This is a genomic window from Massilia sp. GCM10023247, from assembly GCF_042653325.1.
GTDB lineage: Bacteria > Pseudomonadota > Gammaproteobacteria > Burkholderiales > Burkholderiaceae_D > Telluria.
In genome coordinates, this window is the sequence record NZ_JBHSIB010000008.1 from 28,695 (window position 1) to 52,639 (window position 23,945).

At 67.4% G+C, this 23,945-nt stretch carries 28 protein-coding genes; 19 read left to right on the forward strand and 9 right to left on the reverse strand.

Annotation, left to right across the window (positions count from 1 at the left end):
- Positions 1–93: 93 nt before the first annotated feature.
- Positions 94–1,044 carry a tRNA dihydrouridine(20/20a) synthase DusA gene (gene dusA / locus ACFPAH_RS07650; RefSeq protein ID WP_379743252.1) on the reverse strand — a complete coding sequence of 317 codons (951 nt, stop codon included), beginning with the start codon at positions 1,042–1,044 and terminating at the stop codon, positions 94–96.
- A 277-nt stretch (positions 1,045–1,321) separates the two neighbouring features.
- On the opposite strand from dusA, the gene ACFPAH_RS07655 reads away from it, so the two are divergent.
- Complete coding sequence (locus tag ACFPAH_RS07655) at positions 1,322–2,146, forward strand: flagellin (protein ID WP_379743113.1); 825 nt, start codon at positions 1,322–1,324, stop codon at positions 2,144–2,146.
- Positions 2,147–2,230: 84 nt separating this feature from the next.
- On the forward strand, positions 2,231–3,061 hold the full coding sequence (locus tag ACFPAH_RS07660) for a hypothetical protein (protein WP_379743116.1): 831 nt from the start codon (positions 2,231–2,233) through the stop codon (positions 3,059–3,061).
- Between the two features lie 98 nt (positions 3,062–3,159).
- On the opposite strand, the gene ACFPAH_RS07665 is transcribed toward ACFPAH_RS07660, so the two are convergent.
- From ACFPAH_RS07665 to ACFPAH_RS07695, 7 genes are read right to left on the reverse strand one after another with little or no spacing between them, the layout of a single operon-like run.
- The gene (locus ACFPAH_RS07665; RefSeq protein ID WP_379743119.1) at positions 3,160–5,253 is read right to left on the reverse strand and encodes a flagellar biosynthesis protein FlhA; all 2,094 of its coding nucleotides are present in this window, start codon (positions 5,251–5,253) and stop codon (positions 3,160–3,162) included.
- Positions 5,250–6,389, reverse strand: a complete 1,140-nt coding sequence (flhB, locus tag ACFPAH_RS07670) for a flagellar type III secretion system protein FlhB (protein WP_379743122.1) — start codon at positions 6,387–6,389, stop codon at positions 5,250–5,252. The genes ACFPAH_RS07665 and flhB overlap by 4 nt, the downstream gene beginning before the upstream one ends.
- Positions 6,382–7,158: a flagellar biosynthetic protein FliR gene (fliR, locus tag ACFPAH_RS07675; protein WP_379743125.1), complete on the reverse strand. Its 777-nt coding sequence runs from the start codon at positions 7,156–7,158 to the stop codon at positions 6,382–6,384. The genes flhB and fliR overlap by 8 nt, the downstream gene beginning before the upstream one ends.
- Positions 7,159–7,428 (reverse strand): flagellar biosynthesis protein FliQ, encoded by a 270-nt coding sequence (gene fliQ / locus ACFPAH_RS07680; protein WP_379743128.1) that lies wholly within the window; start codon positions 7,426–7,428, stop codon positions 7,159–7,161.
- 24 nt (positions 7,429–7,452) lie between these two features.
- Entirely contained in the window at positions 7,453–8,226 is a 774-nt protein-coding gene (gene fliP, locus ACFPAH_RS07685) for a flagellar type III secretion system pore protein FliP (protein WP_379743255.1), read from the reverse strand.
- Positions 8,227–8,255: 29 nt separating this feature from the next.
- Positions 8,256–8,606, reverse strand: coding sequence for a FliM/FliN family flagellar motor switch protein (locus tag ACFPAH_RS07690; RefSeq protein WP_379743131.1), 351 nt, complete (start codon positions 8,604–8,606; stop codon positions 8,256–8,258).
- Positions 8,607–9,476 (reverse strand): hypothetical protein, encoded by an 870-nt coding sequence (locus ACFPAH_RS07695; protein WP_379743134.1) that lies wholly within the window; start codon positions 9,474–9,476, stop codon positions 8,607–8,609.
- A 356-nt stretch (positions 9,477–9,832) separates the two neighbouring features.
- On the opposite strand from ACFPAH_RS07695, the gene ACFPAH_RS07700 reads away from it, so the two are divergent.
- The 17 genes from ACFPAH_RS07700 to flgJ are packed head-to-tail and all read left to right on the forward strand — an operon-like array spanning position 9,833 to position 23,213.
- A complete protein-coding gene (locus ACFPAH_RS07700; RefSeq protein WP_379743136.1) occupies positions 9,833–10,168 on the forward strand; it encodes a flagellar hook-basal body complex protein FliE in 336 nt (111 codons plus the stop codon).
- 21 nt (positions 10,169–10,189) lie between these two features.
- A complete protein-coding gene (gene fliF / locus ACFPAH_RS07705) occupies positions 10,190–11,887 on the forward strand; it encodes a flagellar basal-body MS-ring/collar protein FliF (RefSeq protein WP_379743139.1) in 1,698 nt (565 codons plus the stop codon).
- Positions 11,871–12,890: a flagellar motor switch protein FliG gene (locus ACFPAH_RS07710; RefSeq protein ID WP_379743142.1), complete on the forward strand. Its 1,020-nt coding sequence runs from the start codon at positions 11,871–11,873 to the stop codon at positions 12,888–12,890. The genes fliF and ACFPAH_RS07710 overlap by 17 nt, the downstream gene beginning before the upstream one ends.
- Positions 12,887–13,573, forward strand: coding sequence for a flagellar assembly protein FliH (fliH, locus tag ACFPAH_RS07715; RefSeq protein ID WP_379743145.1), 687 nt, complete (start codon positions 12,887–12,889; stop codon positions 13,571–13,573). The genes ACFPAH_RS07710 and fliH overlap by 4 nt, the downstream gene beginning before the upstream one ends.
- The gene (fliI, locus tag ACFPAH_RS07720; RefSeq protein WP_379743148.1) at positions 13,570–14,886 is read left to right on the forward strand and encodes a flagellar protein export ATPase FliI; all 1,317 of its coding nucleotides are present in this window, start codon (positions 13,570–13,572) and stop codon (positions 14,884–14,886) included. Before fliH ends, fliI begins: the two co-directional genes overlap by 4 nt.
- 10 nt (positions 14,887–14,896) lie before the next feature.
- Complete coding sequence (gene fliJ / locus ACFPAH_RS07725) at positions 14,897–15,358, forward strand: flagellar export protein FliJ (protein ID WP_379743151.1); 462 nt, start codon at positions 14,897–14,899, stop codon at positions 15,356–15,358.
- A gap of 29 nt (positions 15,359–15,387) precedes the next feature.
- Positions 15,388–16,758, forward strand: a complete 1,371-nt coding sequence (gene fliD, locus ACFPAH_RS07730; RefSeq protein WP_379743154.1) for a flagellar filament capping protein FliD — start codon at positions 15,388–15,390, stop codon at positions 16,756–16,758.
- A gap of 10 nt (positions 16,759–16,768) precedes the next feature.
- Positions 16,769–17,158 (forward strand): flagellar export chaperone FliS, encoded by a 390-nt coding sequence (gene fliS, locus ACFPAH_RS07735; protein ID WP_379743157.1) that lies wholly within the window; start codon positions 16,769–16,771, stop codon positions 17,156–17,158.
- Complete coding sequence (locus tag ACFPAH_RS07740; protein ID WP_379743160.1) at positions 17,151–17,459, forward strand: hypothetical protein; 309 nt, start codon at positions 17,151–17,153, stop codon at positions 17,457–17,459. Before fliS ends, ACFPAH_RS07740 begins: the two co-directional genes overlap by 8 nt.
- Positions 17,460–17,464: 5 nt before the next feature.
- A complete protein-coding gene (locus ACFPAH_RS07745) occupies positions 17,465–18,607 on the forward strand; it encodes a flagellar hook-length control protein FliK (RefSeq protein ID WP_379743163.1) in 1,143 nt (380 codons plus the stop codon).
- A gap of 13 nt (positions 18,608–18,620) precedes the next feature.
- Positions 18,621–19,103, forward strand: a complete 483-nt coding sequence (locus ACFPAH_RS07750; RefSeq protein WP_379743166.1) for a flagellar basal body-associated FliL family protein — start codon at positions 18,621–18,623, stop codon at positions 19,101–19,103.
- 13 nt (positions 19,104–19,116) lie between these two features.
- Positions 19,117–19,860, forward strand: coding sequence for a FliA/WhiG family RNA polymerase sigma factor (locus ACFPAH_RS07755; protein ID WP_379743169.1), 744 nt, complete (start codon positions 19,117–19,119; stop codon positions 19,858–19,860).
- 48 nt (positions 19,861–19,908) lie between these two features.
- Entirely contained in the window at positions 19,909–20,820 is a 912-nt protein-coding gene (gene motA / locus ACFPAH_RS07760) for a flagellar motor stator protein MotA (RefSeq protein ID WP_379743172.1), read from the forward strand.
- 3 nt (positions 20,821–20,823) lie between these two features.
- Positions 20,824–21,774 (forward strand): flagellar motor protein MotB, encoded by a 951-nt coding sequence (locus ACFPAH_RS07765; RefSeq protein WP_379743175.1) that lies wholly within the window; start codon positions 20,824–20,826, stop codon positions 21,772–21,774.
- Positions 21,775–21,809: 35 nt separating this feature from the next.
- Positions 21,810–22,082: a flagellar biosynthesis anti-sigma factor FlgM gene (gene flgM, locus ACFPAH_RS07770; protein WP_379743178.1), complete on the forward strand. Its 273-nt coding sequence runs from the start codon at positions 21,810–21,812 to the stop codon at positions 22,080–22,082.
- Positions 22,082–22,510 (forward strand): flagellar export chaperone FlgN, encoded by a 429-nt coding sequence (flgN, locus tag ACFPAH_RS07775; protein ID WP_379743181.1) that lies wholly within the window; start codon positions 22,082–22,084, stop codon positions 22,508–22,510. Before flgM ends, flgN begins: the two co-directional genes overlap by 1 nt.
- On the forward strand, positions 22,497–23,213 hold the full coding sequence (gene flgJ, locus ACFPAH_RS07780) for a flagellar assembly peptidoglycan hydrolase FlgJ (protein WP_379743183.1): 717 nt from the start codon (positions 22,497–22,499) through the stop codon (positions 23,211–23,213). The genes flgN and flgJ overlap by 14 nt, the downstream gene beginning before the upstream one ends.
- On the opposite strand, the gene flgA is transcribed toward flgJ, so the two are convergent.
- On the reverse strand, positions 23,203–23,922 hold the full coding sequence (flgA, locus tag ACFPAH_RS07785) for a flagellar basal body P-ring formation chaperone FlgA (protein WP_379743186.1): 720 nt from the start codon (positions 23,920–23,922) through the stop codon (positions 23,203–23,205). The genes flgJ and flgA overlap by 11 nt on opposite strands.
- Positions 23,923–23,945: the final 23 nt, after the last annotated feature.

Here is a 23,945-nt window from a genome sequence, read left to right on the forward strand (position 1 = left end):
AACAATGTGACAACACACGCGGGCGCATGGCGTTGCCGGGAGGAGGAGGCGGAAGGAAGGCACCGCTGCCGGGGCAGCGGCGCAGGAAGATGCTCAGAGGCCGCGGATCTGGCTGGCTGCCTCGAGCAGCAGCTGCGGGTCGCCGCTGGCGAGCTTTTTCGGGTCGGACAGCATCTGGCGGAAGGCGCGGGCGCCAGTCAGGCCGGCGGTCAGCCCGAGCATGTGGCGCGTGATGCCGTTGAGCTTGAGGCCGCGGCCGCCGTGCTGCGCAAGCTGGTCGGCGATGTAGGGCACCATCGCCGCCAGCACCTCGGCGCGGCTTTTGGGGTTGGTGTCGTCGCCGTAGAAGCGCGCATCCCAGCTCGCCATCACCCAGGGGTTGTGATAGGCCTCGCGGCCCAGCATCACGCCGTCCACGTGCTCGAGGTGGAGCGCGATCTCGTCGTCGGTCTTGATGCCGCCGTTGATGATGATCTCGAGTTCCGGAAACTCGCGCTTGAGCTGGTAGGCTACCTCGTAGCGCAGCGGCGGGATCTCGCGGTTTTCCTTCGGCGACAGGCCCTTCAGGATGGCGTTGCGCGCATGGACGATGAAGGTGCGGCAGCCGGCATCGGCGACGGTGCCGATAAAGTCGCGGACAAAACCGTATTCCTCGCTGTGGTCGATGCCGATCCGGTGCTTGACGGTGACGTCGACCGATACCGCGTCGCGCATCGCCTTGACGCAATCGGCGACCAGTTGCGGCTCGTTCATCAGGCAGGCGCCGAAGGAGCCCTTCTGCACCCGCTCCGACGGGCAGCCGCAGTTCAGGTTGATTTCGTCGTAGCCCCACTCCTCGCCCAGCTTCGCGCTTTTCGCCAGGTCGGCCGGATCGCTGCCGCCCAGCTGCAAGGCGACCGGATGCTCGATCTCGTCGTAGCGCAGGTGGCGCGCGGCGTCGCCATAGACCAGCGCGCCGGTGTTGACCATCTCTGTATACAACCAGGTGTGGCGAGTGATCTGGCGGTGGAACACGCGGCAGTGGCGGTCGGTCCAGTCCATCATGGGCGCGACCGAGAGGCGGCGGCTGCGGTAAGGGGTGTCGGCAGGGGTCACGGCGGCTTCTATATCAATACGATGCGAAACAAGGGCGACATGATAGCGCTAAACGGAGGGCGCCGTGGACGAGCGGGCTGCGACGGAGATTTTTCACCGCAGAAAAATATTTAAAAAAATTTCCGTACGGCACTTAATGGACTGAAGGAAACGGTCGTCTTGTACTTGTGAGAGCGCGACGAACGCGACTTTTAACCAGATTCTTACCCAATACTAGGAGTTCACCATGCTGAGCCTGCACACCAACAACGCCGCCCTGTCCGCACAAAGTTCCATCGGCCGTACCCAAGGCGGCCTCTCGACCTCGATGACCCGCCTGTCGACCGGCTTCCGCATCAACTCGGCAATGGACGACGCGGCCGGCCTGCAGATCGCAACCCGCCTGAAGTCGCAGACCAGCGGCATGGCCGTTGCAATGCGCAACACCCAGAACGCCACGTCGATGATCCAGACCGCCGGCGGCGCGCTGGCCGAGATCAAGAACATGCTGATCCGCATGAAGGACCTGGCAACCCAGGCAGCGGACGGTGCGTCGAGCACGGAAGACGTCACGGCGCTCAAGGCCGAATTCGATGACCTGAAAAAAGAGATCGCCAACGTCGTCGACAACACGACCTTCGGCGGCACCGCACTGCTGAAAACCACTGGCTTTGCCGCCAAGGTGACCTTCCAGATCGGCGCAACGACCGCTGAACAGATGGAAGTCGACGTCGGCACCAACGTCGGCAAGATTGGAACCGACAGCGCAGCCTTGGCCATCACCAACCAGACCGATGCAAACACGACGATCGACAAGGTGCAAGCCGTGATCGACACCGTCAGCACCGTTGACTCGGCACTGGGTGGCGCGGCGAACCGCCTGCAGCACGTGTACAACAACCTGTCGAACATCAGCTCGAACACCAAGGCTGCCATCGGCCGTATCATGGACACCGACTTCGCGACCGAAAGCGCGAACATGACGAAGAACCAGATGCTGACCCAGGCTGGCACCGCCATGCTGAAGCAGTCGAACCAGATGTCGCAGATGGTCATGTCGCTGCTGCAGTAATTCCGGCTTGCCCCGGCCGACTTCGGCCGGGCGTCGTGAAGGGCCAGCCGCTTCCAGGCTGGCCTTTTTTATTTGGACCGTGCCATGACAACGCTCACCACCATCGTTCCCCTGCTGCCCCCGACCACACCGCCCTTGCAGGCGACCGCCGTGGCGGCGGTGGCGCCCGTGGCCTTCGCCGCGGCGGAAAGCCAGTTGCCGCTGCCGCAGTCGACACCCCTGCCGAACCAGCCTGCCGCTGCCGGCGCCGAGACCGGCGACGGCGCCGCGATGCGCCCGGACCAGGTGTTCATGTCGCGCCAGCTGGTGTTTCCGCAGGACGGCCGCCTGCTCGCCGGACACTGGCGCGCGCTGGTCGGCAATGTCGGCGCCACGCTGGCCGAGCGCGAGCTGCGCGCGCGCGGCGGGGCGCTGCCGGCGGCCCTGCTGGCGGCAGCGCCGGATGCCCGGGTGCCCGGACGCGCGCTCGAGGCTCACGTGCTGCCGGCAGACCCGTGGCGCTTCACGGTGCATGCGGGCAGCGCGCGCGAGCAGCACCTGCAGGTATTGCGCAAGGGGCCCGATGGCCAGTCCGGGCGCCGGCGCCGTCCGCGCGCCGCGCTGCGGCTCGAGCTCGAACTGGCCGACGGCACCCAGGTCGCGGTGCAGGTCGAGCCGATGCCGGGCGGCGTGGCCATCGAGATGGCGGTGCCCGACGCGCACGCGCTGGCGCGCCTGCGCGCCCTGCAGCCGGTGTTCGAGGCGGCAGTCGAACGGGCCGGGCTGGTCGTGCTGCGCTGGAGTTTCATGCATGGGATCATGACCGGCGCACCGGCGCACGCGGCGCTGGCCGCCGAGGACGTGGCCGATGCGCTGACCTTGCCGGTGTTTCGGGCGGTGGCGGAGATGGCCTTGCTGTTGCCGTCGCAGGCGTGAAATATTATTTCGATTTACACGGCCGTATGAAATAATATTTCACGCGGCGCGCAACCGCGTGGGCACGGAGCGCCCACCCTACAAGAACGCCGGGCGGATTATCCCACCGTCCCCACGATCGACACTTCCCGGTTCTCGGGAATCTCGTTATACGACAGCACATGCAGGCCCGGCGCGAACAGCTTCGCGTAGCGCGCCAGCAGCGGGCGCACCTGCGGCAGCACCAGCAGCAGCGGCGGCGTGTGCTGCCCCTTCATCTGCTCGCGCGCCACCGGCATGTTGACCTGCAGTTGCGACAGCAGTTGCGGATCGATCGGGTAGTTGTCCAGCGCCACCTTGCCGCCGCCGCTCTGGCGCGCCTGGTTCAGGGAACCGAGCAGCATGTTCTCGAGCTCCGCCGATAGGTTAAAGGCCGGCATGTCCTTCTTCTTGCCGAACAGGCTCGAGACGATCTGGCGGCGCAGCGCGCAGCGCACTTCGGCCGCCAGCAGGATCGGATCCTTGGTCGTCTCCGACGCGTCGAGCAGCGTGGTGCCGATCACCACGATGTCCTTGAGCGATACGCCTTCCGCCAGCAGCACGCGGAACACGCGCAGCAGCTGGGTGTGGTTCAGCGCCTTGCCCAGGGCGTCGGCCAGTTTCGGCGACAGCGCCGTCAGGCGCTCGATGAGCGCCGGCACGTCCTCGTGGCGGAACAGTTCGTGCAGGTGGTCGCGCACCACCTTCGAGCAGTGGGTGGCGATCACGCTCGGCACCTCGACCACCTGGTAGCCCAGGCCCAGCGCGTGACCCTTCTGGTCCGGCGCGATCCAGGTCACCGCCATTCCGAAGGCCGGCTCCAGGCCGGGGATGCCATCGAGGTCCCCGTAGACGTTCGGCGAAGGGATCGCCATCAGGTGCTCGGGATGCACTTCGCCTTCGGCCACCACCACGCCCGACAGGCTGACCGAGTACTGCGAGGGGCGCAGCGCCAGGTCGTCGCGCACGCCGATGTTCGGCAACAGCACGCCCATCGATTCGGACAGGCTCTGGCGGATGCCCTTGATGCGCTTGGTGAGCTGCTCGCCCTGCGCCTTGTCGACCATGCCGACCAGTTTGTAACCGACCGCCACCGAGATCGGCTGCACCACCGGCAGCTGCTCCCAGTCGAGGTCGGGCACGCGGTCGTCGCGCAGGGCCGCCTCGATCGCGGCCACGCCGGCCGTATCCGGCGGCTGGACGCGGGTCGCCAGGCGCCAGCCGGCATAGACCAGGACGGCGGCGAACACGAAGAAGACGAGTTTCGGCATGCCCGGCACCAGGGCCAGGATGATCATCACGCCGGCGGCGGCAAACAGCGTCGACGGCTGCGCCAGCAGCTGGCTGCCGACCTGCTTGTCGAGGTCCCCTGCTTCGCCGATGCGCGTCACCAGGATCGCGGCCGCCGCCGAGAGCAGCAGCGCCGGGATCTGCGCGACCAGGCCGTCGCCGATCGCCAGCAGCGCGTAGGCGCGGAAGGACTCGCCCAGCGGCAGGTCGTACATCAGGGCGCCGATGGCGACGCCGCCGATCAGGTTGATGACGAGGATCAGGATCGAGGCGATGGCATCGCCGCGCACGAACTTCGAGGCGCCGTCCATCGCGCCGTAGAAGTCGGCTTCGGCCGCCACGTCTTTCCTGCGCTGGGTCGCCTTTTCCTGGTTGATCAGGCCGGCGTTCAGGTCGGCGTCGATCGCCATCTGCTTGCCCGGCAGCGCGTCGAGCGTGAAGCGCGCCGACACTTCCGAAATGCGCTCCGAGCCCTTGGTGACGACCACGAAGTTGATGATCATCAGGATGACGAACACCACCAGGCCGACCACGAAATTGCCGCCGATGACGACGTTGCCGAAGGCCTCGATGACGGCGCCGGCTGCATGCGTGCCTTCGTGGCCGTGCAGCAGCACCACCCGGGTCGAGGCCACGTTCAGGGCCAGGCGCATCAGGGTGGTCACCAGGATCACGGTCGGGAACACCGAGAAGTCGAGCGGGCGCCGGGCCGAGACGGCGACGGTGATCACGATCAGCGACAGCACGATGTTGAAGGTGAACAGGACGTCGAGCAGCACCGGCGGCAGCGGCAGCATGATCATCCCGAGCAGCATCAGGATGAAGACCGGGGCGGCGTATTTTTGGCGCCGCAATTCGGCGACGAAGGCGTTCAGGGAATTCATGTAGGTGTTACCTCGCTAAGATGAGATGGCACAGCCACGTCAACAGGGAACCGCGGGGGCGCCTGGCGCCGGCCGTCGCGGAAAGCATTCAGTTGCAGCACGTAGTTCAGCACCTGCGACACCGCCTGGTACAACTGGGCGGGGATCTGCTGCTGCACCTGGCTGGTGTTGTAGATCGCGCGCGCCAGCGGCGGCAGCGATACGGTTTCGATCTTGTGCTTGGCGGCGACGCCCTTGATGTAGAGCGCCATTTCGTCGACGCCCTTGGCCACCACGAAGGGCGCTTCGGCGCGCTTGGTGTCGTACTTCAGGGCCACCGCATAGTGCTCGGGGTTGACGATCACGACATCGGCGGTCGGCACGGTCTTGTTCACGTTGCGCTGGGCCAGCTGGCGCTGCAGCTGGCGCACGCGCTGCTTGACCTCGGGCCGTCCCTCGGTGCTCTTGTGCTCTTCCTTCTGGTCCTGCTTGCTCATGCGCTGGTTTTTCGCGAACTGGAAGGCCTGGATCGGCACGTCGAGCACGGCGAAGATCACGAACACGGCGACCAGCGCCATCAGGCCGTCGAAGGTCATCGCGGCGCCGCGCGCGATCGCGTCCATCAGCGGCAGGCGCTGCAGCTCGATGTAGGCCGCCACGCTCGACTTCGACACATGCACCAGCACGAAGCCGAGCACCACCGCTTTCGCGATCGAGGTGGCGACACCGATCGCATGCTTTTGCGAGACCAGGTTGCCCAGGTTTTTCATGGGACTGAGGCGCTCGAGCTTCGGCGCCATGTTCTTGCCCGACATGACCCAGCCGCCGGGCACCAGGCCGCCGAGGATGATCGCCGCCGGAATCGCCGCCAGCGGCAGCAGCATCTTGACCAGCAGGAGGATCGCCGCCATGAACACCACCGACATCGCGTTTTCCATCGCGCCGGTCTCGCCGAGCGGAACGAACACCAGCCGGAACAGGGTGCGGAACGATTCGAGGTAGTTCGGCACCATCAGCGCGAACATCTTCAGGCTGGCCAGGATGCCGATCGCCGTGGCGAGGTCGCGCGAGCGGACGACCTGGCCCTCCTCGCGCGCCTTTTTCAGCTTTTGCGCGGAGGCCTTTTCGGTCTTGTCGCCGCTGCTGGTGTCAGCCATGCGCCTCCCTCATCTGCTGGCCCAGCATCTCGAGCACCTGGTTGGTCAGCTGGATATAGTGTTCGGGGATGAAGCGCACCAGCTGCACCATCATCAACAGGCCGAAGATCGTCACCAGCGAAAAGCCCAGCGAAAACAGGTTCAGCGAGGGCGCCACCCGGTTCAGGAAGCCGAAGCCGACCTGCACCACCATCGTCGAGAACACGATCGGCAAGGCGAGCAGCATGGCGGCGGCGAACACCCAGCCCACGTTCAGGGCGACGGTCTGCAGCACCAGCGGACCGAGGCCCTGCCCCACCGGCCAGGCCTTGAAACTCTGTCCGAGGACGCTGGCCAGCACCAGGTGGCCGTCGATCGAGAAGAACACGAAGATCGCCACCAGCGCCAGCAGGCTCGAAATCACGTCGGACTGCTGGCCGTTGACCGGGTCGTTCATCTGCGCCATCGAAAAGCCGATCTGGCTCGAGGCCAGGAAGCCGAGCATGGAGATGGCCGCGGTGGCGAACTGCAGCGCGAAGCCGAGCACGCCGCCGATCACCGCCTGCTCGAACATGGCGACCACGCCGGCCAGCGAAAAGGGATCGGGCATCGGCATGTCTTTTGTCAGCGGCAGCATCAGGAACGACAGCACCAGCGCCAGCAGCGCGCGCACCGGCATCGGCACCATGCCGTCGCCGATGGCCGGCGCCATGGCGAACATCGCCATGATGCGGCAGAACGGCCACCACAGCGCGCCGATCAGGGGCAGCAGGAAGCCGACCAGTTCCACTTAGGTTGCCAGCGTGGCGGCGCGCTGGAAGACCGACACGCAGTAGTCCATCAGGTAGCCGGTCATCCAGTGGCCGGCCAGGATCAGCGCGCCCAGCGTCACCAGGAGGCGCGGCAGGAAGCTCAGGGTCTGTTCGTTGATCTGGGTGGCCGCCTGGAACAGCGCGACGACCAGGCCCATGATCAGGCCCGGCACCACCAGCACCATCACCAGCAGCATCACCACGCGCAGCGCTTCGGCGACCAGGTCGACCGCAATGTCAGGACTCATCGAGGGAACTCCGGGTTTTCTTGGCTAGTAACCGTGGATACTGCCCACGAGCGTGTTGACGGTCAGGGTCCAGCCGTCGACCAGCACGAACAGCAACAGCTTGAACGGCAGCGAGATGACGAGCGGCGACAGCATCATCATGCCCATCGCCATCAGCACCGAGGACACCACCAGGTCGATGATCAGGAAGGGGATGAACAGCATCGCGCCGATCTGGAACGCGGTCTTCAGTTCGGACAGCACGAAGGCGGCCAGCTTGACGGTGAAGGCGCGGTCCTCGGGCTTCATGTTGGCCGGCTCGCCCGACAGGTGCGCGACCTGGGCCAGCGCGCTCTTGCTGGTCTGGGCCAGCATGAAGCGCGACAGCGGTATTTCGGCCGTTTTCAGGGCCTGTTCCAGGCCGATCTTGTTCTGGTCGTAAGGTAAAAAGGCTTCGTTCCAGACCTGCACCCCGATCGGGCGCATCACCAGCAAGGTGAGGATCAGGGCGATGCCGGTGATCACGCGGCTCGGCAGGCCCTGCTGCAGGCCGAGCGCCTGGCGCAGCAGCGACAGCACGATCACGAAGCGGGTAAAGCTGGTCATCATCATGACCAGCACGGGCAGCAGCCCGAGCAGCGTCATCAGGACCAGGATCTGGGACTTGACGCTCATCCCGGAATTGGCGCCGGGGATGACCCCGGCCAGCACGTCCTGGGCGCCCGCGGGCGCGGCACACAGCAACAGCGCGCCGGCGCCAAGCGGCGCGGCGGTACGGCGGACAAGGCAATCGAAGCTGCGGCGGTCGAACCTGCGCATGAACGGCGCGGCGCCGCCCGTGGTCAACATCATGGTGCGATCAGGTCCAGGTTCAGGCCGTCGAGGTCGATCACTTTCAGGCCGTACTGCTCGCCCGACACCACTACTTCGGCGCGGCCGATCGGCGCGCCGTTGACCTTGATCACGAGCGGCTCGCCGGCCACCGAATCGAGCGGCAACACGCTGGCCGGACCGAGGTCCATCAGGTCCTGCAGCGAAATGCGGGCCGAGCCGACTTCGAGCGTCAGCGTGACCGGGATGCGGCGCATCATCTGCGGCAGGCGGGCCTTGTGTGCAGAACCGTGCGCAGGCGCGGCGACTTCCACGTTGTCGTCGAGGAGAACGTCGACAGCCAGTTGCTCGTTGAGATTCATGTCCATTTATTCAGCGTCTTCAAAAGAGGTTAAACACAGCTTGCCCTTGTGCTCGGCCACCGCCGCCGTGAACAGGCGCGCTTCGTCGAGCAGAACGTCGGCGCGGCCGACCGTGACCGGGATGACGTCGCCCAGCTTCAGTCCGAACAGCGCCTCGAGCGTCATTTCGTGGCTGACCAGGCGGCCCTCCAGCTTGACCTTCAGGTTCGCGCCGAGCGGCTCGGCGCTGCGCTGCGCGCGCTGCGGACGCTCCGGCTGCAGCGCCTGCAGGATCAGGCCCATCAGGCGCGCGTCGGGTGCGATGAAGCAGCGGGCCTCCCCGCCGCCCTGCGGTTCGCGCAAGGTAATCGAGAGTGCCCAGGCATTCTTGCCGGGCGCAGCGCCGGCAGCCGGCGCCACCGTGCCACTTCCGGCTTCGCCCGGCGCCGCTTCGATGCCGGCCGCGGCCGCGGCGAGGCGCACGCGCGTGGCCAGCAGGTCCGACAGTTGCTGGGTCAGCGTCGACGCCAGCCGTTCTTCGGTGGCGGTAATGCGCTCGCCCTGCGGGTCGCGCACCAGCCTGGTCTGGCCCTTGCTGTAGCGTGCCTCCAGCAAGCCCACCAGCAGCGCGCGCTCGAAAGCCACGGCTGCTGCGCCCTGGGCGCCGGCGGCGTCGAGCCAGCGCAGCGCGCCGCCTTCCGGGGCGCGGGCGAACTCGACCCGGCCAAGCGCCAGGCCGCCCCAGTAACGGCGTCCGGCCGGGGTGGCCAGCATCGCCGCCAGGTCGCCGCCGAGCGCGGCCGCAAAAGCCGGCAGCAGGTGCACGGGCCGGCCCAGCAGGGATGGATCGAGTACCTGGTGCGTATGCGTCTGGTCGGATGAATTGTTAATCAACATACTTTCGCGTCATACATTTCGGAATGAGACATTCGGAGAGATTTGAGTTTATTCATTCCCTAAGGAAACAATTATATCCACTTTACTGTGGCGGATCACTTGATATTCCTCTTTGAATTCCGCGTTGCCCTACGGTAAGATCGTATCTTGAAATGCGCAGCCCCCTAGGAAAACAGCGCGACGCCACAGGGGAAACGTCAAATAAATGCAGTTAAGAAACACCTCTTCAAGCACTTTGGCATTGCGCAAGATTTAACATTCGTTGTAACGCAGCTGATGTTTTAAATGCCGAATGTCGCAAATACGCGACGAGATCTGTCACTCGCACGCAACACTGACCGCACAGGATTTAACAAATGCAAACTGAAATGGCTGGCCTGATCAAGGCTGATCTTGCCGCACTGACAAACGAAGCCCAACGCCTCGCGATTGCGCCCGCAGCCGATGCGGCAACGCAAGGCGGTCACGGCGACTTCTCTTTTGCCCAGACTTTCAAGGATGCGGTGCGCAGCGTGAACGACCAGGATCAGGCCGCCGCGGTGAAGATGGCCGACGTCGAAACCGGCAAGAGCGACGACCTGGTCGGCGCGATGCTGGCCAGCCAGCAGGCCAGCCTGTCGTTCTCGATGCTGATGCAGGTGCGCAATAAGGTCATGGGCGCCGTCGACGAACTGATCAAGCTGCCCGTCTAAATACAGCCAAAAGCCATCAACGTGATTTCCAAACTCAAGAATGCCTTCGGCGGCGGCCTCGGCGCCATGCCCGGCCTGCCTCCCCTGCTTCGCAACAACCTCACGCCGCTGCTGGTGCTGGCGGTCGTCATCACGGCCGCCGTCATGATGTTCATGTGGCAGGACCAGGCCAGCTACAAGCCGGTCTTCGGCGCCCGCGAAAAAGTCGCGGCGAGCGACATGATGAGCGTGCTCGAAGCCGAACAGATCCCCTACCGCATCCACCCGGACAGCGGCCAGGTCATGGTCCCGAGCGGCGAGCTGGGCAAGGTGCGCATGCTGCTGGCCGCCAAGGGCGTGACCGCCCAGCTGCCGGCCGGCCTGGAACTGATGGACAAGAACGACCCGCTGGGCGTGTCGCAGTTCGTGCAGGACGTGCGCTTCCGGCGCGGCCTGGAAGGCGAACTGGCGCAAAGCATCCTGACGCTCGACGCGATCGCCTCGGCGCGCGTGCACCTGGCCATCGCCAAGACCAATTCCTTCGTCGCCGGCGCGTCCGACCAGAGCTCGGCCTCGGTCGTGATCGCGACGAAACCGGGCCGCACGCTCGGCAACGAGCAGATCGCGGCGATCGTCAACATGGTATCGGGCAGCGTCGCGAGCCTGTCGCCGGCACGCGTGTCGCTGGTCGACCAGGCCGGCAATTACCTGTCGGCGCGGGTCGATTTGACCGAAGGCTTCGACGGCGCCACCCAGGGCGATGCCGCTGCCCAGCGGGTATCGAACGAAGTGCGCGCCAACGTCGCCGAGCTGCTCGCCCCGGTGCTGGGCGCGCACAACTTCAAGGTCAGCGTCACCGCCGACATCGACAACGACCGCATCGAGGAAACCCAGGAAAAGTACGGCGAAGCGCCGAAGGTCACCAGCGAAGCGATGCGCGAAGAGCTGGAAAAGAACCGCCTTGCGATGGGCGTGCCGGGCACGCTGTCGAACCGCCCGCCGGTGCCTGCCGAGCCGGCCGCGCCGGGCGCGCCCGAGGGCGCCGCCGCCGCCGCTGCCGAGAAGGACAACAGCAATTCGCGCAAGAACGCGACCACCCGCCAGTACGCCTACGACCGCGCGATCACCCAGATCAAGCGCTCGCGCGGCCGCCTGCGCAAGCTGTCGGTGGCGGTGGTCCTGAACAACGCCAGCGCGGCCAATGCCAAGGCCGGATTTACGCCGGGGGAACTGGCCAATATCGAGAAAATCCTGCGCGGCGGCCTCGGCATCGACGAGGCGCGCGGCGACGTGCTGGCAGTCTCGGCGCTGAGCTTCCCGGCCGCCGCGCCGGTCGAGCCGTGGTGGCAGGAGCGCGACACCATCGTCGACGCCACCGGCTATGGCCTGTGGATCCTCGGCGCCCTGCTCGGCTACCTGCTGCTGGCCCGCCCGATGCTGCGCACGGTGACCCAGCGCATGACGCCGGCCCTGCCGGCGCCGGGCGCGAAAGCGGCGACGGCCGCCCTGCCGAATGCCGGCGCCGAGCCTGCGGCCCCGGTCCTGGCCGCCGCCGCGCTGCCGGCCGGCGCGGGCGCCGCCGCGGTCGTGCCGCTGCTGGAAAACTACGATCTGCCGCCGGCGGGTTCCGCCGTGGATGTGATGGTCGATCACCTCAAGGTGCTGGCCGGCAAGGAGCCGGAGCGCGTCGCCGAAGTCGTCAAACAATGGGTGCAGAAGAAACATGGCCGAACTGAATAACAACGACGCCGAAGGCGTCCTCACGCCGGTCGAGCAGGCCGCGATCGTCCTGCTGTCGATCGGAGAAGAGCCGGCCGCCGCCGTGCTGCGCTGCCTCGAGCGCGACGAGCTGATCGAGCTGACCCAGGTGATGTCGCGCATGAGCGGCATCAAGGTCGACTCGGTGAAGTACGCCGTCCAGAATTTCTTCGACGACTACCGCGAACAGAGCGGCCTGCATGGCGCCTCGCGCACCTACCTGAAGCGCTCGCTCGACCTGGCGCTGGGGAGCGACATCGCCAACAGCGTCCTGAACACGATCTACGGCGACGCCATCCGCCCGATGATGGCGCGCCTGCAGTACGCCTCGCCGAAGTGGCTGGCCGAATTCATCTCGCACGAGCACGTGCAGATGCAGGCCGTGTTCCTCGCCTTCCTGCCGCCCGCGCTGGCCGGCCAGATCATCGAGGGCCTGCCGGAAGCGAGCCGCGACGTCGTGCTGCTGAACCTCGCGCGCCTCGACGAGATCGACCGCGACCTGCTGCGCGAACTGGAAGAACTGGTAACGCGCTGCCTGTCGGCGCTGGACACGCAAAGCGCCAGCGTCGAAGGCGTGCGCCAGGTTGCCGAGATCCTGAACCGCCTGCCGAACAACCGCGCCGGCATGGTCGAACTGCTGCGCGCCCACGACCCGGAAGTGGTGTCCCAGATCGAGATGTCGATGTACGACTTCTTCATCCTGTCGCGCCAGACCGAACAGGTCATCACGCGCCTGCTCGACGACATCCCGCTCGAGCAGTGGGCGATCGCCCTCAAGGGCGCCGAACCGGCCCTGCGCGACGCCATCCTGTCGGCCATGCCGAAGCGCCAGGCGCAGTCGTTCGAAGACCTGATGCGCCGTTCCGGCCCGGTGCCGATGTCGCGCATCGAGCAGACCCGCAAGGACATCATGGCTTCCGTGAAGGCCCTGGCCGACGCCGGCGAGATCGACGTCCAGCTGTTCGCCGAGGCCACGGCCGAATGAAGCAGTTCCGGCCTTATCACTTCCCGCCGCTGCACCAGGTGCGCGCCTCCCAGGGCGCGGCCCCGGCCGCGGACGCCGCTGCTGCGCGCGAAGAGGACTGGGACAGCGCGCTGGCCGCCGGCTATCGCCAGGGCCAGCAGGACGGCTACGACGCCGGTTTCGAGGCCGCGCGCGCCGAAGGCTATGCGGCCGGCCAGGCCGAAGGCTTCCAGCGTGGCCAGGAAGAAGGCCAGGCGCAGGCGCTGGCCCACCTGGACCAGATCGGCAAGCCGGTCGACGCCGCCCTGAAGGCGCTCAAGAAACTGAAAAGCGATTTCAAGGCAGCCCAGCGCAAGGAAGTCGTCGACCTGGTCGGCAAGATCGCGCGCCAGGTGATCCGCGCCGAACTGGCCCTGCAGCCGACCCAGCTGCTGGCCCTGGTCGACGAGGCGCTGGCCGCGATGCCGCCGGCGCGCGACGCCATCGAAGTGCTGATGAATCCGGAAGAACTCAAGCGCGTCTCCGAACTCGATCCGAAGCGCGCCAAGAAGTGGAACCTGCTCGCCGATCCCTCGCTGGAGCCGGGCGAGATCCGGGTCAAAGCCGGCGACCATGAAGTCGACGCCGGCTGCCAGGGACGGCTCGCCGCCTGCATGGACCAGGTGCGCGAAGCCGTCGCCACGACCGAGGGAGAACAGGCATGACGGCGCTGCTCGATACCCTGCGCTCGCTCGACATCGGGGCGGTGCCGGTGGCCACGCCGACCGGCCGCCTGGTCGGCGCGCAGGGCTTGTTGCTCGAGAGCGTAGGCTGCAAGCTGCATACCGGCCAGCGCTGCCGCGTCGAACTCAACGACGGCGGCTGGCTCGATGCGCAGGTCGTGGGCTTCCGCGACAAGGTCTCCTACCTGATGCCGTTCAAGAAGGCGAACGGCCTGGCGACGGGCGCGCGCGTGCTACCGGAAAAGGCGGCCGCGAGCCTGATGGTCGGCCCGTCCTGGCTGGGCCGCATGGTCAATGGCCTGGGCGAAGAAATCGACGGCCTGGGCCGCCTGGGCGGCGACCAGCCCCTGAACTTCACGCCGCCGAAAGTCAATCCGCTGCGCAAGATGCCGGTCGACGAGCCGCTCGACGTCGGGGTGCGCGCGATCAATTCGATGCTCACGCTCGGCAAGGGCCAGCGCGTCGGCCTGATGGCCGGCTCCGGCGTCGGCAAGTCGGTGCTGCTCGGCCTGATCACGCGCCAGACCGTGGCCGACGTGATCGTCGTCGGCCTGATCGGCGAGCGTAACCGCGAGGTGCGCGAGTTCGTCGAAAAGTCGCTCGGTCCCGAAGGCCTCAAGCGCGCGGTACTGGTGGTGGCGCCGGCCGACGAGTCGCCGATGATGCGCGTCATGGCCACCGAGTTGTGCCATTCGATCGCGGCGCACTTCCGCGACCGCGGCCAGAACGTGCTGCTGCTGGTCGATTCGCTGACCCGCTACGCGATGGCGCTGCGCGAAGTGGCGCTGTCGCTGGGCGAGCCGCCGGCCACGCGCGGCTATCCGCCGTCGGTGTTCTCGAATTTGCCGCAGCTGGTGGAATCGGCCGGCAACGGCGAAAACCCGGTCGGCAGCATGAGCGCCATCTATACCGTGCTGGCCGAAGGCGACGACCAGCAGGACCCCGTGGTCGATACCGCGCGCGCGATCCTGGACGGCCACATCGTGCTCACGCGCGAACTGGCCGAGCGCGGCCACTATCCGGCGATCGACGTCGCCCAGTCGATCAGCCGCTGCATGGCCCAGGTGGTCACGCCCGAGCACAGCGACGCCGCGCGCAAGCTGAAGGCCGCGCTGGCGCGCCACGCCCGGGTGCGCGACCTGATCCCGCTGGGCGCGTATACGCCCGGCGCCGATCCGGAGACCGACCGCGCGGTGCGCCTGCAGCCGCACATCGACGCCTTCCTGTGCCAGGGCACGCGCGAAGGCGCGCCGCTCGACACCTGCGTGACGCAACTGCAGGGGATGATGGCATGAGGATGAGTAAATGAACCGGCGCGATCAGATCCACAGCCTCGACACGCTGGTGCAGCTGCGCAGCAGCGAAGTCGACAAATTGCAGACGGAACTGGCGCGCCAGGAAGCCACGCGCGCCCGCTACCAGGCCAACCTCGAGCGCTTGAACTCGCTGGCCGAAGGCAGCGGAGCGTCAGGAAACAGCGCAGGAAAAGGCGCAGCCGGCCGCCTCGCACCCGCGCTGGCACTGAACTGCGGACATTACAAACAGGCCGTGTTCGCGCTGGCCGACCACCACCGTACCGACCTGCAGCTGCATGAGGCGAACATGGCGGTATCCCAGCGCAGCCTGGCGCAGGCATGGACGCGCCGCGAACTGCTCGGCAAGGTGCTCGAGCAGCAGCAGGACGCCCTGGCACGCGAGCAGGCGCGCGCGGCCAGGAAGCGCGAAGACGAGATCGCCACGCAATCGTGGCTGGCAGGACGGGCGTAAGCCCCGCATTGAGCCCATAAGGAGAACCCATGGCAAGCATCGGCACAAACTACGACCCGGCAACGACGGCACAGGCACTGGCGCAGAGCTACACGGCCTCGCAACAACAGATCCTCGAGCGCCAGCGCGCGCAGGCGACCGCCACCGAGAAAGCCCTGGGCACGCTCGGCTCGGCACTGTCGACCTTCCAGGCCAGCCTGGCGAGCATTGCGGGACTGAACAAGACCATGGCAGCCAACAGTGCGCTCTTCAGCGATACCTCCGTCGCCAGCGCGACGGCGACGGCCACCGCGGCGGCCGGCACCTATTCCTTCTTTGTCGAGCAGCTGGCCAGTGCGCACCAGGTGTCGTACAGCGGCGTGAAGGACATCGTCCTGGCCCAGGACGAGACGATGACGCTGAAAGCCGGCAACGTCTCGTTCGACGTCAACCTGAAAGCCGGCACCACCTCGGTGCGCGACCTCGCCGCGGCAATCAATGGCGCAGCGGGCAATACCAACATCTCGGCCTCGGTCGTTACCGTCACCGGCAGCGACGGCAAGGCGGTCTCGGAACTGGTGCTGAGCTCGAAACTGACGGGCGCGGCGAACGCAATCGCCGTCTCGTTCGGCGGCGGCGCGCAAGGCGGGCTGGCCACCAGCCTGGGCGCGCAGAAGCCGCTGGTGCCGGCACAGGACGCGATCATCCGCATCGGCTCCAGCAGCGGCAGCCCAACCTACAGCGCCACCAACACCTTCAACGTGATCGACGGCGTCACCATGACGGTCTCGAAAGCGCAGGCCGCCGGCAGCGCGCCGGTCACGCTCACGGTGGGACCGGACAGTGCGAAAACGACGGCCAACATCCAGGCCTTCGTGGACGCCTACAACAAGCTCAAGTCAACCGTCGATGCCCTCCTCAGCCCGGGCGATCCGGCCAACAGCAAGGCGGCGGGCGCCTTCGCCAACGACAGCGGCGTGCGTTCCCTGCGCGACCGCCTGGTAAGCATGGTACGCGGCACGGGCGCCACCAGCCTGGCCGGCTACGGCATCGTCGCCAACCGCGAGGGCACGCTCGGCATCGACAGCGAGCGCCTGACGAAAGCGCTGGCAGCCAACCCGACCGGTCTCGATACGCTGATCGGCAGCGCCTCGGCCTCGGCCCCCAGCGGCATTGCCGGCAATCTTCAGGCCTACCTGAAAACATGGACCACTGCCGGCACGGGCCAGATCGGCACCCGCAAGGATGCGGTCAGCAGGCTGCAGACCACCTTCACGGACCGCCAGTCCACGCTCGACCGGCAGTACGACAGCGCCTATACGCGTTACCTGGCGCAGTTCACCCAGCTGCAGGCCATTCAAAGCAGCATGTCCAATAACACCTCGCTGTTCGACGCTATGTTCAGCAGCAACAAAGACTAAACTCATAGCCATGTCCTATCAAGAAGCCTACGGCAATTATCACGCAGTCAATCTTGACGCACAGACTTCCCGCGCCACCCCGGTCGAACTCGTGCTGCTCCTGACCGACGGCCTGCTCGACGAGCTGGCCCGCGTGCGCGGCCACATCGTGGGCAAGCGCTACGAACAGAAAGCCAACAGCATCGACAAGTGCTGCGAAATCATCAATGGACTGTCGAGCTCGCTGGATTTCGAACAGGGCGGCGAAGTCGTCGCCAACCTGGCCAACCTGTATGACTTTTGCTCGGCACGCCTGCAAGGCGCGGGCATCAGCATGGATCCGGCGATGGTCGACGAAGTGGTCGGCGTGCTGACCACGATCCGCCAGGGCTGGCAAGGCGCACAGGCGCGCAATGCCTAGGACTGCGGAGATCGGCCGGCTTGCCGCCGCGCTGGCCCAGGCCGGCGCAGCGCGCGACTGGGAACGCCTGGGCGCGCTCGCCCGTGCGCTCGCCCCCCAGCTCGGCGCCTTGCAGGCGCGCGGTCCCTGGAGCCGCGGCGAGCTGGCGGCGCTGGCGCAACTGCGCGCCCATCACGACCAGGCCGCCGCCGACTGCAGCGCCGCCCTCGACGACCTGGGCGCCCGCCTGGCTGACATGCGCGATAACAAGGACGGCTGGACCGCCTACGCGCTCGCCAGCGACCTCGACTCCGCCGGATAGCAAGAATGAACCTGACTTTTAACCATACCAACACGCCGGCCGCCCCGGCAAGCGCCCCCGCTACCGCTGCGCTTGCGGCCGACGCCGCCGCGCCCCGCGCCGCCGATGCGGCGGCGGGCGCAGACAGCCGCCAGCCTGCTGCCGGCGCAGCGCAGGCAGCGCCGGCACAGCCGGCACTGGCCTTCGCCCAATGGCTGGGCCTGGAACTGCCTGCGGCGCCAGCCGCTGACGCCGCACCCGAGCCGGCGGCGCCGATCGCCGAAGCCGCCGTCGACGAACAGCAGCCCCTTGCCGACACCCCTGCGCTCGGCGCGATGGCGCTCGGCTTGCCGCTGATGCCCGTCGCGCAGGCGACGCTGGCGGCGGTCGTTGCTGCCCTGCCCGGCCTGCCGGCCGCCAGGGAGCCGGCGCCTGCCCTCGACACCGACGGATCGCCGCCGCCTGCTGCGCCGCTCGCACGCCGTGCCGACGCGGCCCTGCCTGCCGCTGCGGCGCCGGCCGCTGCGGCCGGGCCTGTGGCTGGCGCAGCGCCGGCCGCGGGTCCCGCGCCTGCGGCCCTGCCCGCCGAGACGCTCGCCAAGCACGCCGAAGCCGGGCAAGACCAGACTGTGCCGGCGGCCGAGCGCGGCGCCGCGCCCACGGCCGGCATGGCCGCCCCGGCCCCAGGCAATGCCCAGCGCACGGCCGATACCGTGACCCTGTCGGGCCCGCCGACGGCCTGGCGCCAGACCCTGCACGAAGCGCTCGGCGAGCGCCTCCAGCTCCAGCTCGGCAAGAACGCCGAGCAGGCCGTGATCCGCCTCGAGCCGCCGATGCTGGGCCGGGTCGAGATCGCGATCCGCCACAGCGCGGGCGCGCTCGAAGTGCACATCTCGGCCACCCATGGCGAAGTGCTGCGCCAGTTGCAGGCGGTGAGCGAAAACCTGCGCAACGACCTGGCCCAGCGCCAGTTCACCGACGTCGCAGTCAACATCGCGCAGGCGCCGCGGGGTGCCGCCGCGGGCAACATGAACCTGTTCGCCGGCGACGGCAGCGGACGCGGGCGCCAGCAGGATGGCGGCCAGCACGAACAAGACCCGGGCAATGCCCTGGCCGAAGCCAATACCGGCACCTCCCCGTTCTCGCTGAACGGCCGTGCCTCGACCTGACGCTAACGAACAGATGAATAGCAAGCTCAAGATCATGATCGGCGTAGTCGCCGTACTGCTGGTAGGCGCCGCATCGGCCGGCGGCGCCATGTGGTGGATGCAGTCGCAGGAAGCCGCCCAGGCGGTTCCCGGCGCCGCAGCCCGGCACGAGCCGAAGAAAAAGGAAAAATCGGACAAGCCGGCCAAGTACGTCACCCTCGACAAGGTGATCGTCATGCTGCGCCGCGGCCCGAACGAGGCGAGCGCCCACTACCTGTCGACCGACCTGGTGCTGGCCACCACCGCGGACCAGGAAAAGCAGGCCAAGGAACACCTGCCGCTGCTGCGCGCGGTCGCCGTGCGCGCGCTGTCGAGCCACACGCTGGCGCAAGCCTCGGGCATGACGGTCGAGCAGTTCGCCGCCCTGTTGAACAAGACCTTTGACGCCAGTTATGCCAGCGAAGAACGCGACAAGCCGTTCGACGAAGTCATGATCGGCAAGCTGATCATCGAATAAGACCGGGGATCACGTGGCCTATTCCGCCGACTACCTTGATACCGCCTGCGCAGGCGAATACGCCGGGGCCGCCGCCTCCGCGGGCATGAGCGCGCGCGAAGAGCAGCAGCACCTGGTCGCCTACGCGCCGCTGGTCAAGCGCATCGTGCGCCAGCTGAACTCGCAGGTATCGGGCGTGATGGCGCGCGAGGACATGGAGCAGATCGGACTGATGGGCCTGCTGGAGGCGCTGCGCCGCTACGGCGCGCCCGACACCGGTTTCGGCAGCTTCGCCACGCTGCGCATCCGCGGCGCCATCCTCGACGAACTGCGCCGCCAGGACTGGCGCCCGCGCGCCGTGCGCCAGGACGCGCACCGCGTGCGCGACGGGCTGCGCGCCCTCACCCGCAAGCTCGGGCGCGAGCCGACGCCGCAGGAAGCCGCCGACGCGCTCGGCATCACCCAGGAAGCCTATTTCCAGCATCTGCTCGATGACGGCGCCGAAGAGATGCTGAGCTTCGACGAAGTGCTGCAGGAAGCCATGGATGGCGCCAACGCCACCCCCGGCCCGGAAGAAGCGCACCTGGTGCGGCGCAGCCTGGAACAGGCGCTGTCGGCCCTGAACGAGCGCGAGCAGCGCGTGATCCAGATGATCTACGAGTTCGAGCTCAGCTACAAAGAAATCGCCGCCGTGCTCGACCTGTCCGACGCCCGCGTCTGCCAGCTCAACAAGAGCGCGCTGGCCAAGATGAAAGCCGCCCTCGGGGCGGGCAGTTAAGTAACAAATAAGAGAAACAACCATGACCATCATCCTGAAAGGCCCGTCATGCAGCAATTCCTAGGTATCTTCATCGTGCTCGGCTCCGTGTTCGGCGGCTTTGCGCTGATGGGCGGCACGGTCACGGCGATCTGGCATCCGGTCGAGGTCCTGATCATCGTCGGCGCCGCCTTCGGTGCCCTCGTGATCGGCAACGAAAAACACGTGCTCGCCGAAATGGCCCACCAGCTCAAAAAGATCGCGTCGCGTAAAAAGCACGACTCGGAATTCCAGCGCCAGCTGTTGCTGCTGATGTACGAGCTGCTGCAACTGGCCGCCGGCGGCCTGAAGGCGCTCGATGCCCACGTCGAGGCGCCGCGCGAAAGCGCGATCTTCCAGCGCTACCCGCGCATCCTGGACGAGCCGAAGCTGCTCGCCTTCATCGTCGATAACTTCCGCCTGATGGCGATGGGCAAAATCAACGCCCACGAACTGGAAGGCGTGCTCGAGCAGGAACTCGACGCCATCCACGAGGAGCTGACCCAGCCGTCGAAGTCGCTCCACAAGATCGCCGAAGGCATGCCGGGCTTCGGCATCCTGGCAGCCGTGCTGGGCATCGTGATGGCGATGTACTCGGTCTCGGACGGCGCCGACTCGGGCCAGATCGCGGAAAAAGTCGGTGCGGCGATGGTCGGCACCTTCATCGGCATCTTCTTCTGCTACGGCCTGCTCGACCCGCTGTCGAACATGATGAAACAGCTCGTCAACGCCGAAGCGGCGACCATGGAAACCGTCAAGGTCGTGCTCTGCACCCACGTCGCCGGCAAGCCGGCGCTGCTGGCGATCGACGCCGGGCGTCGCCTGATCCAGCTCAACTCCAAGCCGAGCTTCGCCCAGCTGGAGCAGTGGATCAACGCCATGGGCGGCGAAGACGAATCGCAGAACAAGCGTCGCCGCAACAGCGACCGGATGACGGGGTAATCCGTGTCGAAGCTGAACGACAAGCACGATGCGACCATCGTCAAGCGCGGCGGCGGCAAGCACGACCACGACGAGCACGGCGGCGCCTGGAAAGTCGCGTTTGCCGACTTTTGCCTGGCCCTGCTCTCGCTGTTCCTGGTGCTGTGGCTGATGGCCGCGCGCGAAAAGGAAGCCGCCCAGAACATGCTGAAGGACCAGGCCGCGGGCCAGCTCGAAGGCCCGGGCAAGAAGCCGGAAATCTCGAGCAGCCCGAGCGGCAGCCTGATCGAGCGCTTCCCGACCATGCATGACGGCACCGGCCCGGGCAACGACGCCGGCCGCGCCAAGGTCTCCTACGATTCGCCAGCCGACCTGGCGGCGCTGTCGAAAAAGCTCGAAAAAATGAGCGAGGAGGCGGGCCTGGCCTCGAACCTGGAGGCGACCGTCACCCCCTTCGGCCTGCGCGTGATGCTGCACGACACCGACAAGCAAGGCATGTTCATGCGCGGCAGCGCCCTGCCCACCGGCCGCTTCGCGCGCCTGCTGCAGAAAATGGGCCCGCTGTTCGCGCAAATGGAAAACCAGATGCTGATCGTCGGCCACACCGACTCGGTGCAGTACACCTTCTCCGAGAAGACCGGCATGTCGAACTGGACGCTGTCGTCGAACCGCGCGATGGCCGCCCGTGCCCAGCTGCTCATTGGCGGCATGCGCGGCGACAGCGTGCTGCAGGTCGTCGGCATGGCCGACCGCGCCCCGATCGACGAAGCGCGCACCACTGCCGATGTGAACCGCCGCATCGAACTGATGATCCTGACGCGCAAGCAATCGGCCCAGGTGGCGGCCATGTTCGGCGCGCCCGGCGCGACCCGCCAACTGGTCGACGGCGTGTCCGTCAGCGCAGCCGGCAAGACCGAAAACGAAGAAGACAGTGGCGGCGAACTGAAGACACTGCGCGGCCAATTGGCGAAGTAACCATGACGATTCAATCGAAAACCCGAGGTACCCGCATGAAAATCTCCGGAACCGGCGCGGCCGGCATGACGCCGGCAGTCGGCGGCGCGCCTGCCGCCGCTCCCGCCCCCGCCGCCGCTCCCGTGCATGCAGCGCCTGCCGCGCTGGAATCGGACGTGCTGCAGCCGGCCGCACAGGCCCTGCGCGCGATGCCCGACTTCGACGCGGCGCGCGTGGCCGAATTGCGCGACGCCCTGGCCAAGGGCGAGCTGCCCTTCGACCCGTCGCGCCTGGCCGGCCTGATCCAGCGCTTCCACGGAGGCCGCTGATGAGCAAGATGACGCGCCAGCAGGCAGCCGCAGTCCTGGCCGAAGGCGTGGACCAGGACCTGGCGGCGGCCAAGGCCATCCATGCCCTGCTCGAACGCCAGTTCGAGGCCGCCCTGCGTCACCAGGGCGCCGAGCTGGCGCGCCTGGCCGCGGAACTCACCCCGGCGCTCGACGCGATGGATGCCCGCCGGCGCCAGCGCGTCGCCCTGGTGCGCGCGCTGCTTGGCGCCGAGGGCAGCATGGCCGGCTTCATCGCGGCCCAGCCGGAGCCCGGCCGCGCGGCGCTGGCCGCCGCCTGGAGCGAGTTGGAAGGCGTGGTGGTCGCCTGCAAGGGCGCGACCACGCGCAACGGCAACCTGCTGGCGGACCAGTTCACGGTCATGCAGCGCGTGCTGCAAGGAGGAGACGGCACCTATGCGCCACGCTGATTTTTCCACTGCCCCGCTGGCGCCGACGCTGCCGACCGCCCCTACCCGCCCGCTGGCCGCCTCCGGCGGCGGCAGCGGCTTCGGCGGCGCCTTTGCCGCGGTGCAAGGCGAAGTCGCAGCCTTCATCCAGAACGGCGGCGGCGAAGCGGCCCCAGTCCTCAGCCCCGAGGGCAGCGTCTGGCATGCACGCAGCGCGGCCGCCGTGCTGGCAGCCCCGGACGCCGAGGGCAGTACCAGCGAAGAGCAGCAGGCATTCCTGGACAACATCGCCCCCTGGGCGAAAGAAGCCGCGGACAAGCTGGGCGTGGCGCCGGAACTGGTGCAGGCCCATGCCGCGCTCGAATCGGGCTGGGGCCAGCGCCCGATCCGCAACGCCGACGGAGCGAACAGCCACAACCTGTTCGGCATCAAGGCCGGTGCCAACTGGCAGGGCGCGGTCAGCGACACGGCGACCACCGAATACGTGGGCGGCGCCGCGATCAAAACCAGCGCGCGCTTCCGCGCCTATCCGGACGGCGCCAGCGCCTTCCGCGACTACGCCCGCCTGCTGCTGGAAAACCCGCGTTACCAGGGCGCGATCGGCGCCGGCAGCGACGCCAACGCCTTTGCCCAGGGCCTCGCCAAAGGCGGCTACGCCACCGACCCGGCCTACGCCGCCAAGCTGGCGCGCCTGGCCGGCAAGCTCGCCGGCATCAACGGCTGATGCGCGGCATGGCGAGCGGTTCGACCGTGCCCGGCGCGGTCACGCGCATGTGCACGGTCTGTCCGCTGGCGCTGTTGCGCACCCGGACCGTGGCGCCGCGCGCGCCGCTGTCGAGCGCCTCGCCGGCCGTGCTGACTTCGATTCCCTCGATGCGAGCGATCATCACGACGGCATCGCCGCGCTTGACCAGCACCGGCGCGCTTAGCGAATTGTTACGCAGAACGTCGCCTGCACGCAACGATCTGCGGCTGGTTTGGCCTACCGCAGCAAGTGGATCGGTTACAGGGTCCGCAATGCTGGTAATGTCGCGTTGCCCTACGGTAACATGTGCATCGGTGAGCACTTCGTTGGCGGCGACCGGCGCGGCCAGTACCACGACCGGCGCCGAGATGCGCGCCCGGACGATGTATTCCTGGCGGCTGCTGCCCGGTCCCGGGCAACGCACGGCGAAGCGCATCCGGCTCGGCTGCCGGGTGTCGAGCGTGTCGACCTCGACCGGGCCGCTGCAGGCCGGCGCGACGCGCGGCGGCACCACGCTCAGTTCGAAGCGGGCCTCGGCCAGGCCGGATGCGGCAGCCTGCTGTTCCAGCTGGGCGCGGGCAGTTGCCTCGACCTGGCTGGCAATGGAGGGCGCGGCAAAGGCCGGCGCCGCCAGCAGGGGCAGCGACAGCAAGGGCAAAACGAGAACACGCGTGGTACGACGAATCATTGCAGCAAACCCCGGCAATCAAA

Bases quoted from the DNA above. Each gene is read 5' to 3' on its own strand.
- dusA (WP_379743252.1), bottom strand. From the start codon at position 1,044: ATGATGGACTGGACCGACCGCCACTGCCGCGTGTTCCACCGCCAGATC.
- ACFPAH_RS07655 (WP_379743113.1), top strand. From the start codon at position 1,322: ATGCTGAGCCTGCACACCAACAACGCCGCCCTGTCCGCACAAAGTTCC.
- ACFPAH_RS07660 (WP_379743116.1), top strand. From the start codon at position 2,231: ATGACAACGCTCACCACCATCGTTCCCCTGCTGCCCCCGACCACACCG.
- ACFPAH_RS07665 (WP_379743119.1), bottom strand. From the start codon at position 5,253: ATGAATTCCCTGAACGCCTTCGTCGCCGAATTGCGGCGCCAAAAATAC.
- flhB (WP_379743122.1), bottom strand. From the start codon at position 6,389: ATGGCTGACACCAGCAGCGGCGACAAGACCGAAAAGGCCTCCGCGCAA.
- fliQ (WP_379743128.1), bottom strand. From the start codon at position 7,428: ATGAGTCCTGACATTGCGGTCGACCTGGTCGCCGAAGCGCTGCGCGTG.
- fliP (WP_379743255.1), bottom strand. From the start codon at position 8,226: ATGCGCAGGTTCGACCGCCGCAGCTTCGATTGCCTTGTCCGCCGTACC.
- ACFPAH_RS07690 (WP_379743131.1), bottom strand. From the start codon at position 8,606: ATGGACATGAATCTCAACGAGCAACTGGCTGTCGACGTTCTCCTCGAC.
- ACFPAH_RS07695 (WP_379743134.1), bottom strand. From the start codon at position 9,476: ATGTTGATTAACAATTCATCCGACCAGACGCATACGCACCAGGTACTC.
- ACFPAH_RS07700 (WP_379743136.1), top strand. From the start codon at position 9,833: ATGCAAACTGAAATGGCTGGCCTGATCAAGGCTGATCTTGCCGCACTG.
- ACFPAH_RS07710 (WP_379743142.1), top strand. From the start codon at position 11,871: ATGGCCGAACTGAATAACAACGACGCCGAAGGCGTCCTCACGCCGGTC.
- fliH (WP_379743145.1), top strand. From the start codon at position 12,887: ATGAAGCAGTTCCGGCCTTATCACTTCCCGCCGCTGCACCAGGTGCGC.
- fliI (WP_379743148.1), top strand. From the start codon at position 13,570: ATGACGGCGCTGCTCGATACCCTGCGCTCGCTCGACATCGGGGCGGTG.
- fliJ (WP_379743151.1), top strand. From the start codon at position 14,897: ATGAACCGGCGCGATCAGATCCACAGCCTCGACACGCTGGTGCAGCTG.
- fliD (WP_379743154.1), top strand. From the start codon at position 15,388: ATGGCAAGCATCGGCACAAACTACGACCCGGCAACGACGGCACAGGCA.
- fliS (WP_379743157.1), top strand. From the start codon at position 16,769: ATGTCCTATCAAGAAGCCTACGGCAATTATCACGCAGTCAATCTTGAC.
- ACFPAH_RS07740 (WP_379743160.1), top strand. From the start codon at position 17,151: ATGCCTAGGACTGCGGAGATCGGCCGGCTTGCCGCCGCGCTGGCCCAG.
- ACFPAH_RS07745 (WP_379743163.1), top strand. From the start codon at position 17,465: ATGAACCTGACTTTTAACCATACCAACACGCCGGCCGCCCCGGCAAGC.
- ACFPAH_RS07750 (WP_379743166.1), top strand. From the start codon at position 18,621: ATGAATAGCAAGCTCAAGATCATGATCGGCGTAGTCGCCGTACTGCTG.
- motA (WP_379743172.1), top strand. From the start codon at position 19,909: ATGCAGCAATTCCTAGGTATCTTCATCGTGCTCGGCTCCGTGTTCGGC.
- flgM (WP_379743178.1), top strand. From the start codon at position 21,810: ATGAAAATCTCCGGAACCGGCGCGGCCGGCATGACGCCGGCAGTCGGC.
- flgN (WP_379743181.1), top strand. From the start codon at position 22,082: ATGAGCAAGATGACGCGCCAGCAGGCAGCCGCAGTCCTGGCCGAAGGC.
- flgJ (WP_379743183.1), top strand. From the start codon at position 22,497: ATGCGCCACGCTGATTTTTCCACTGCCCCGCTGGCGCCGACGCTGCCG.
- flgA (WP_379743186.1), bottom strand. From the start codon at position 23,922: ATGATTCGTCGTACCACGCGTGTTCTCGTTTTGCCCTTGCTGTCGCTG.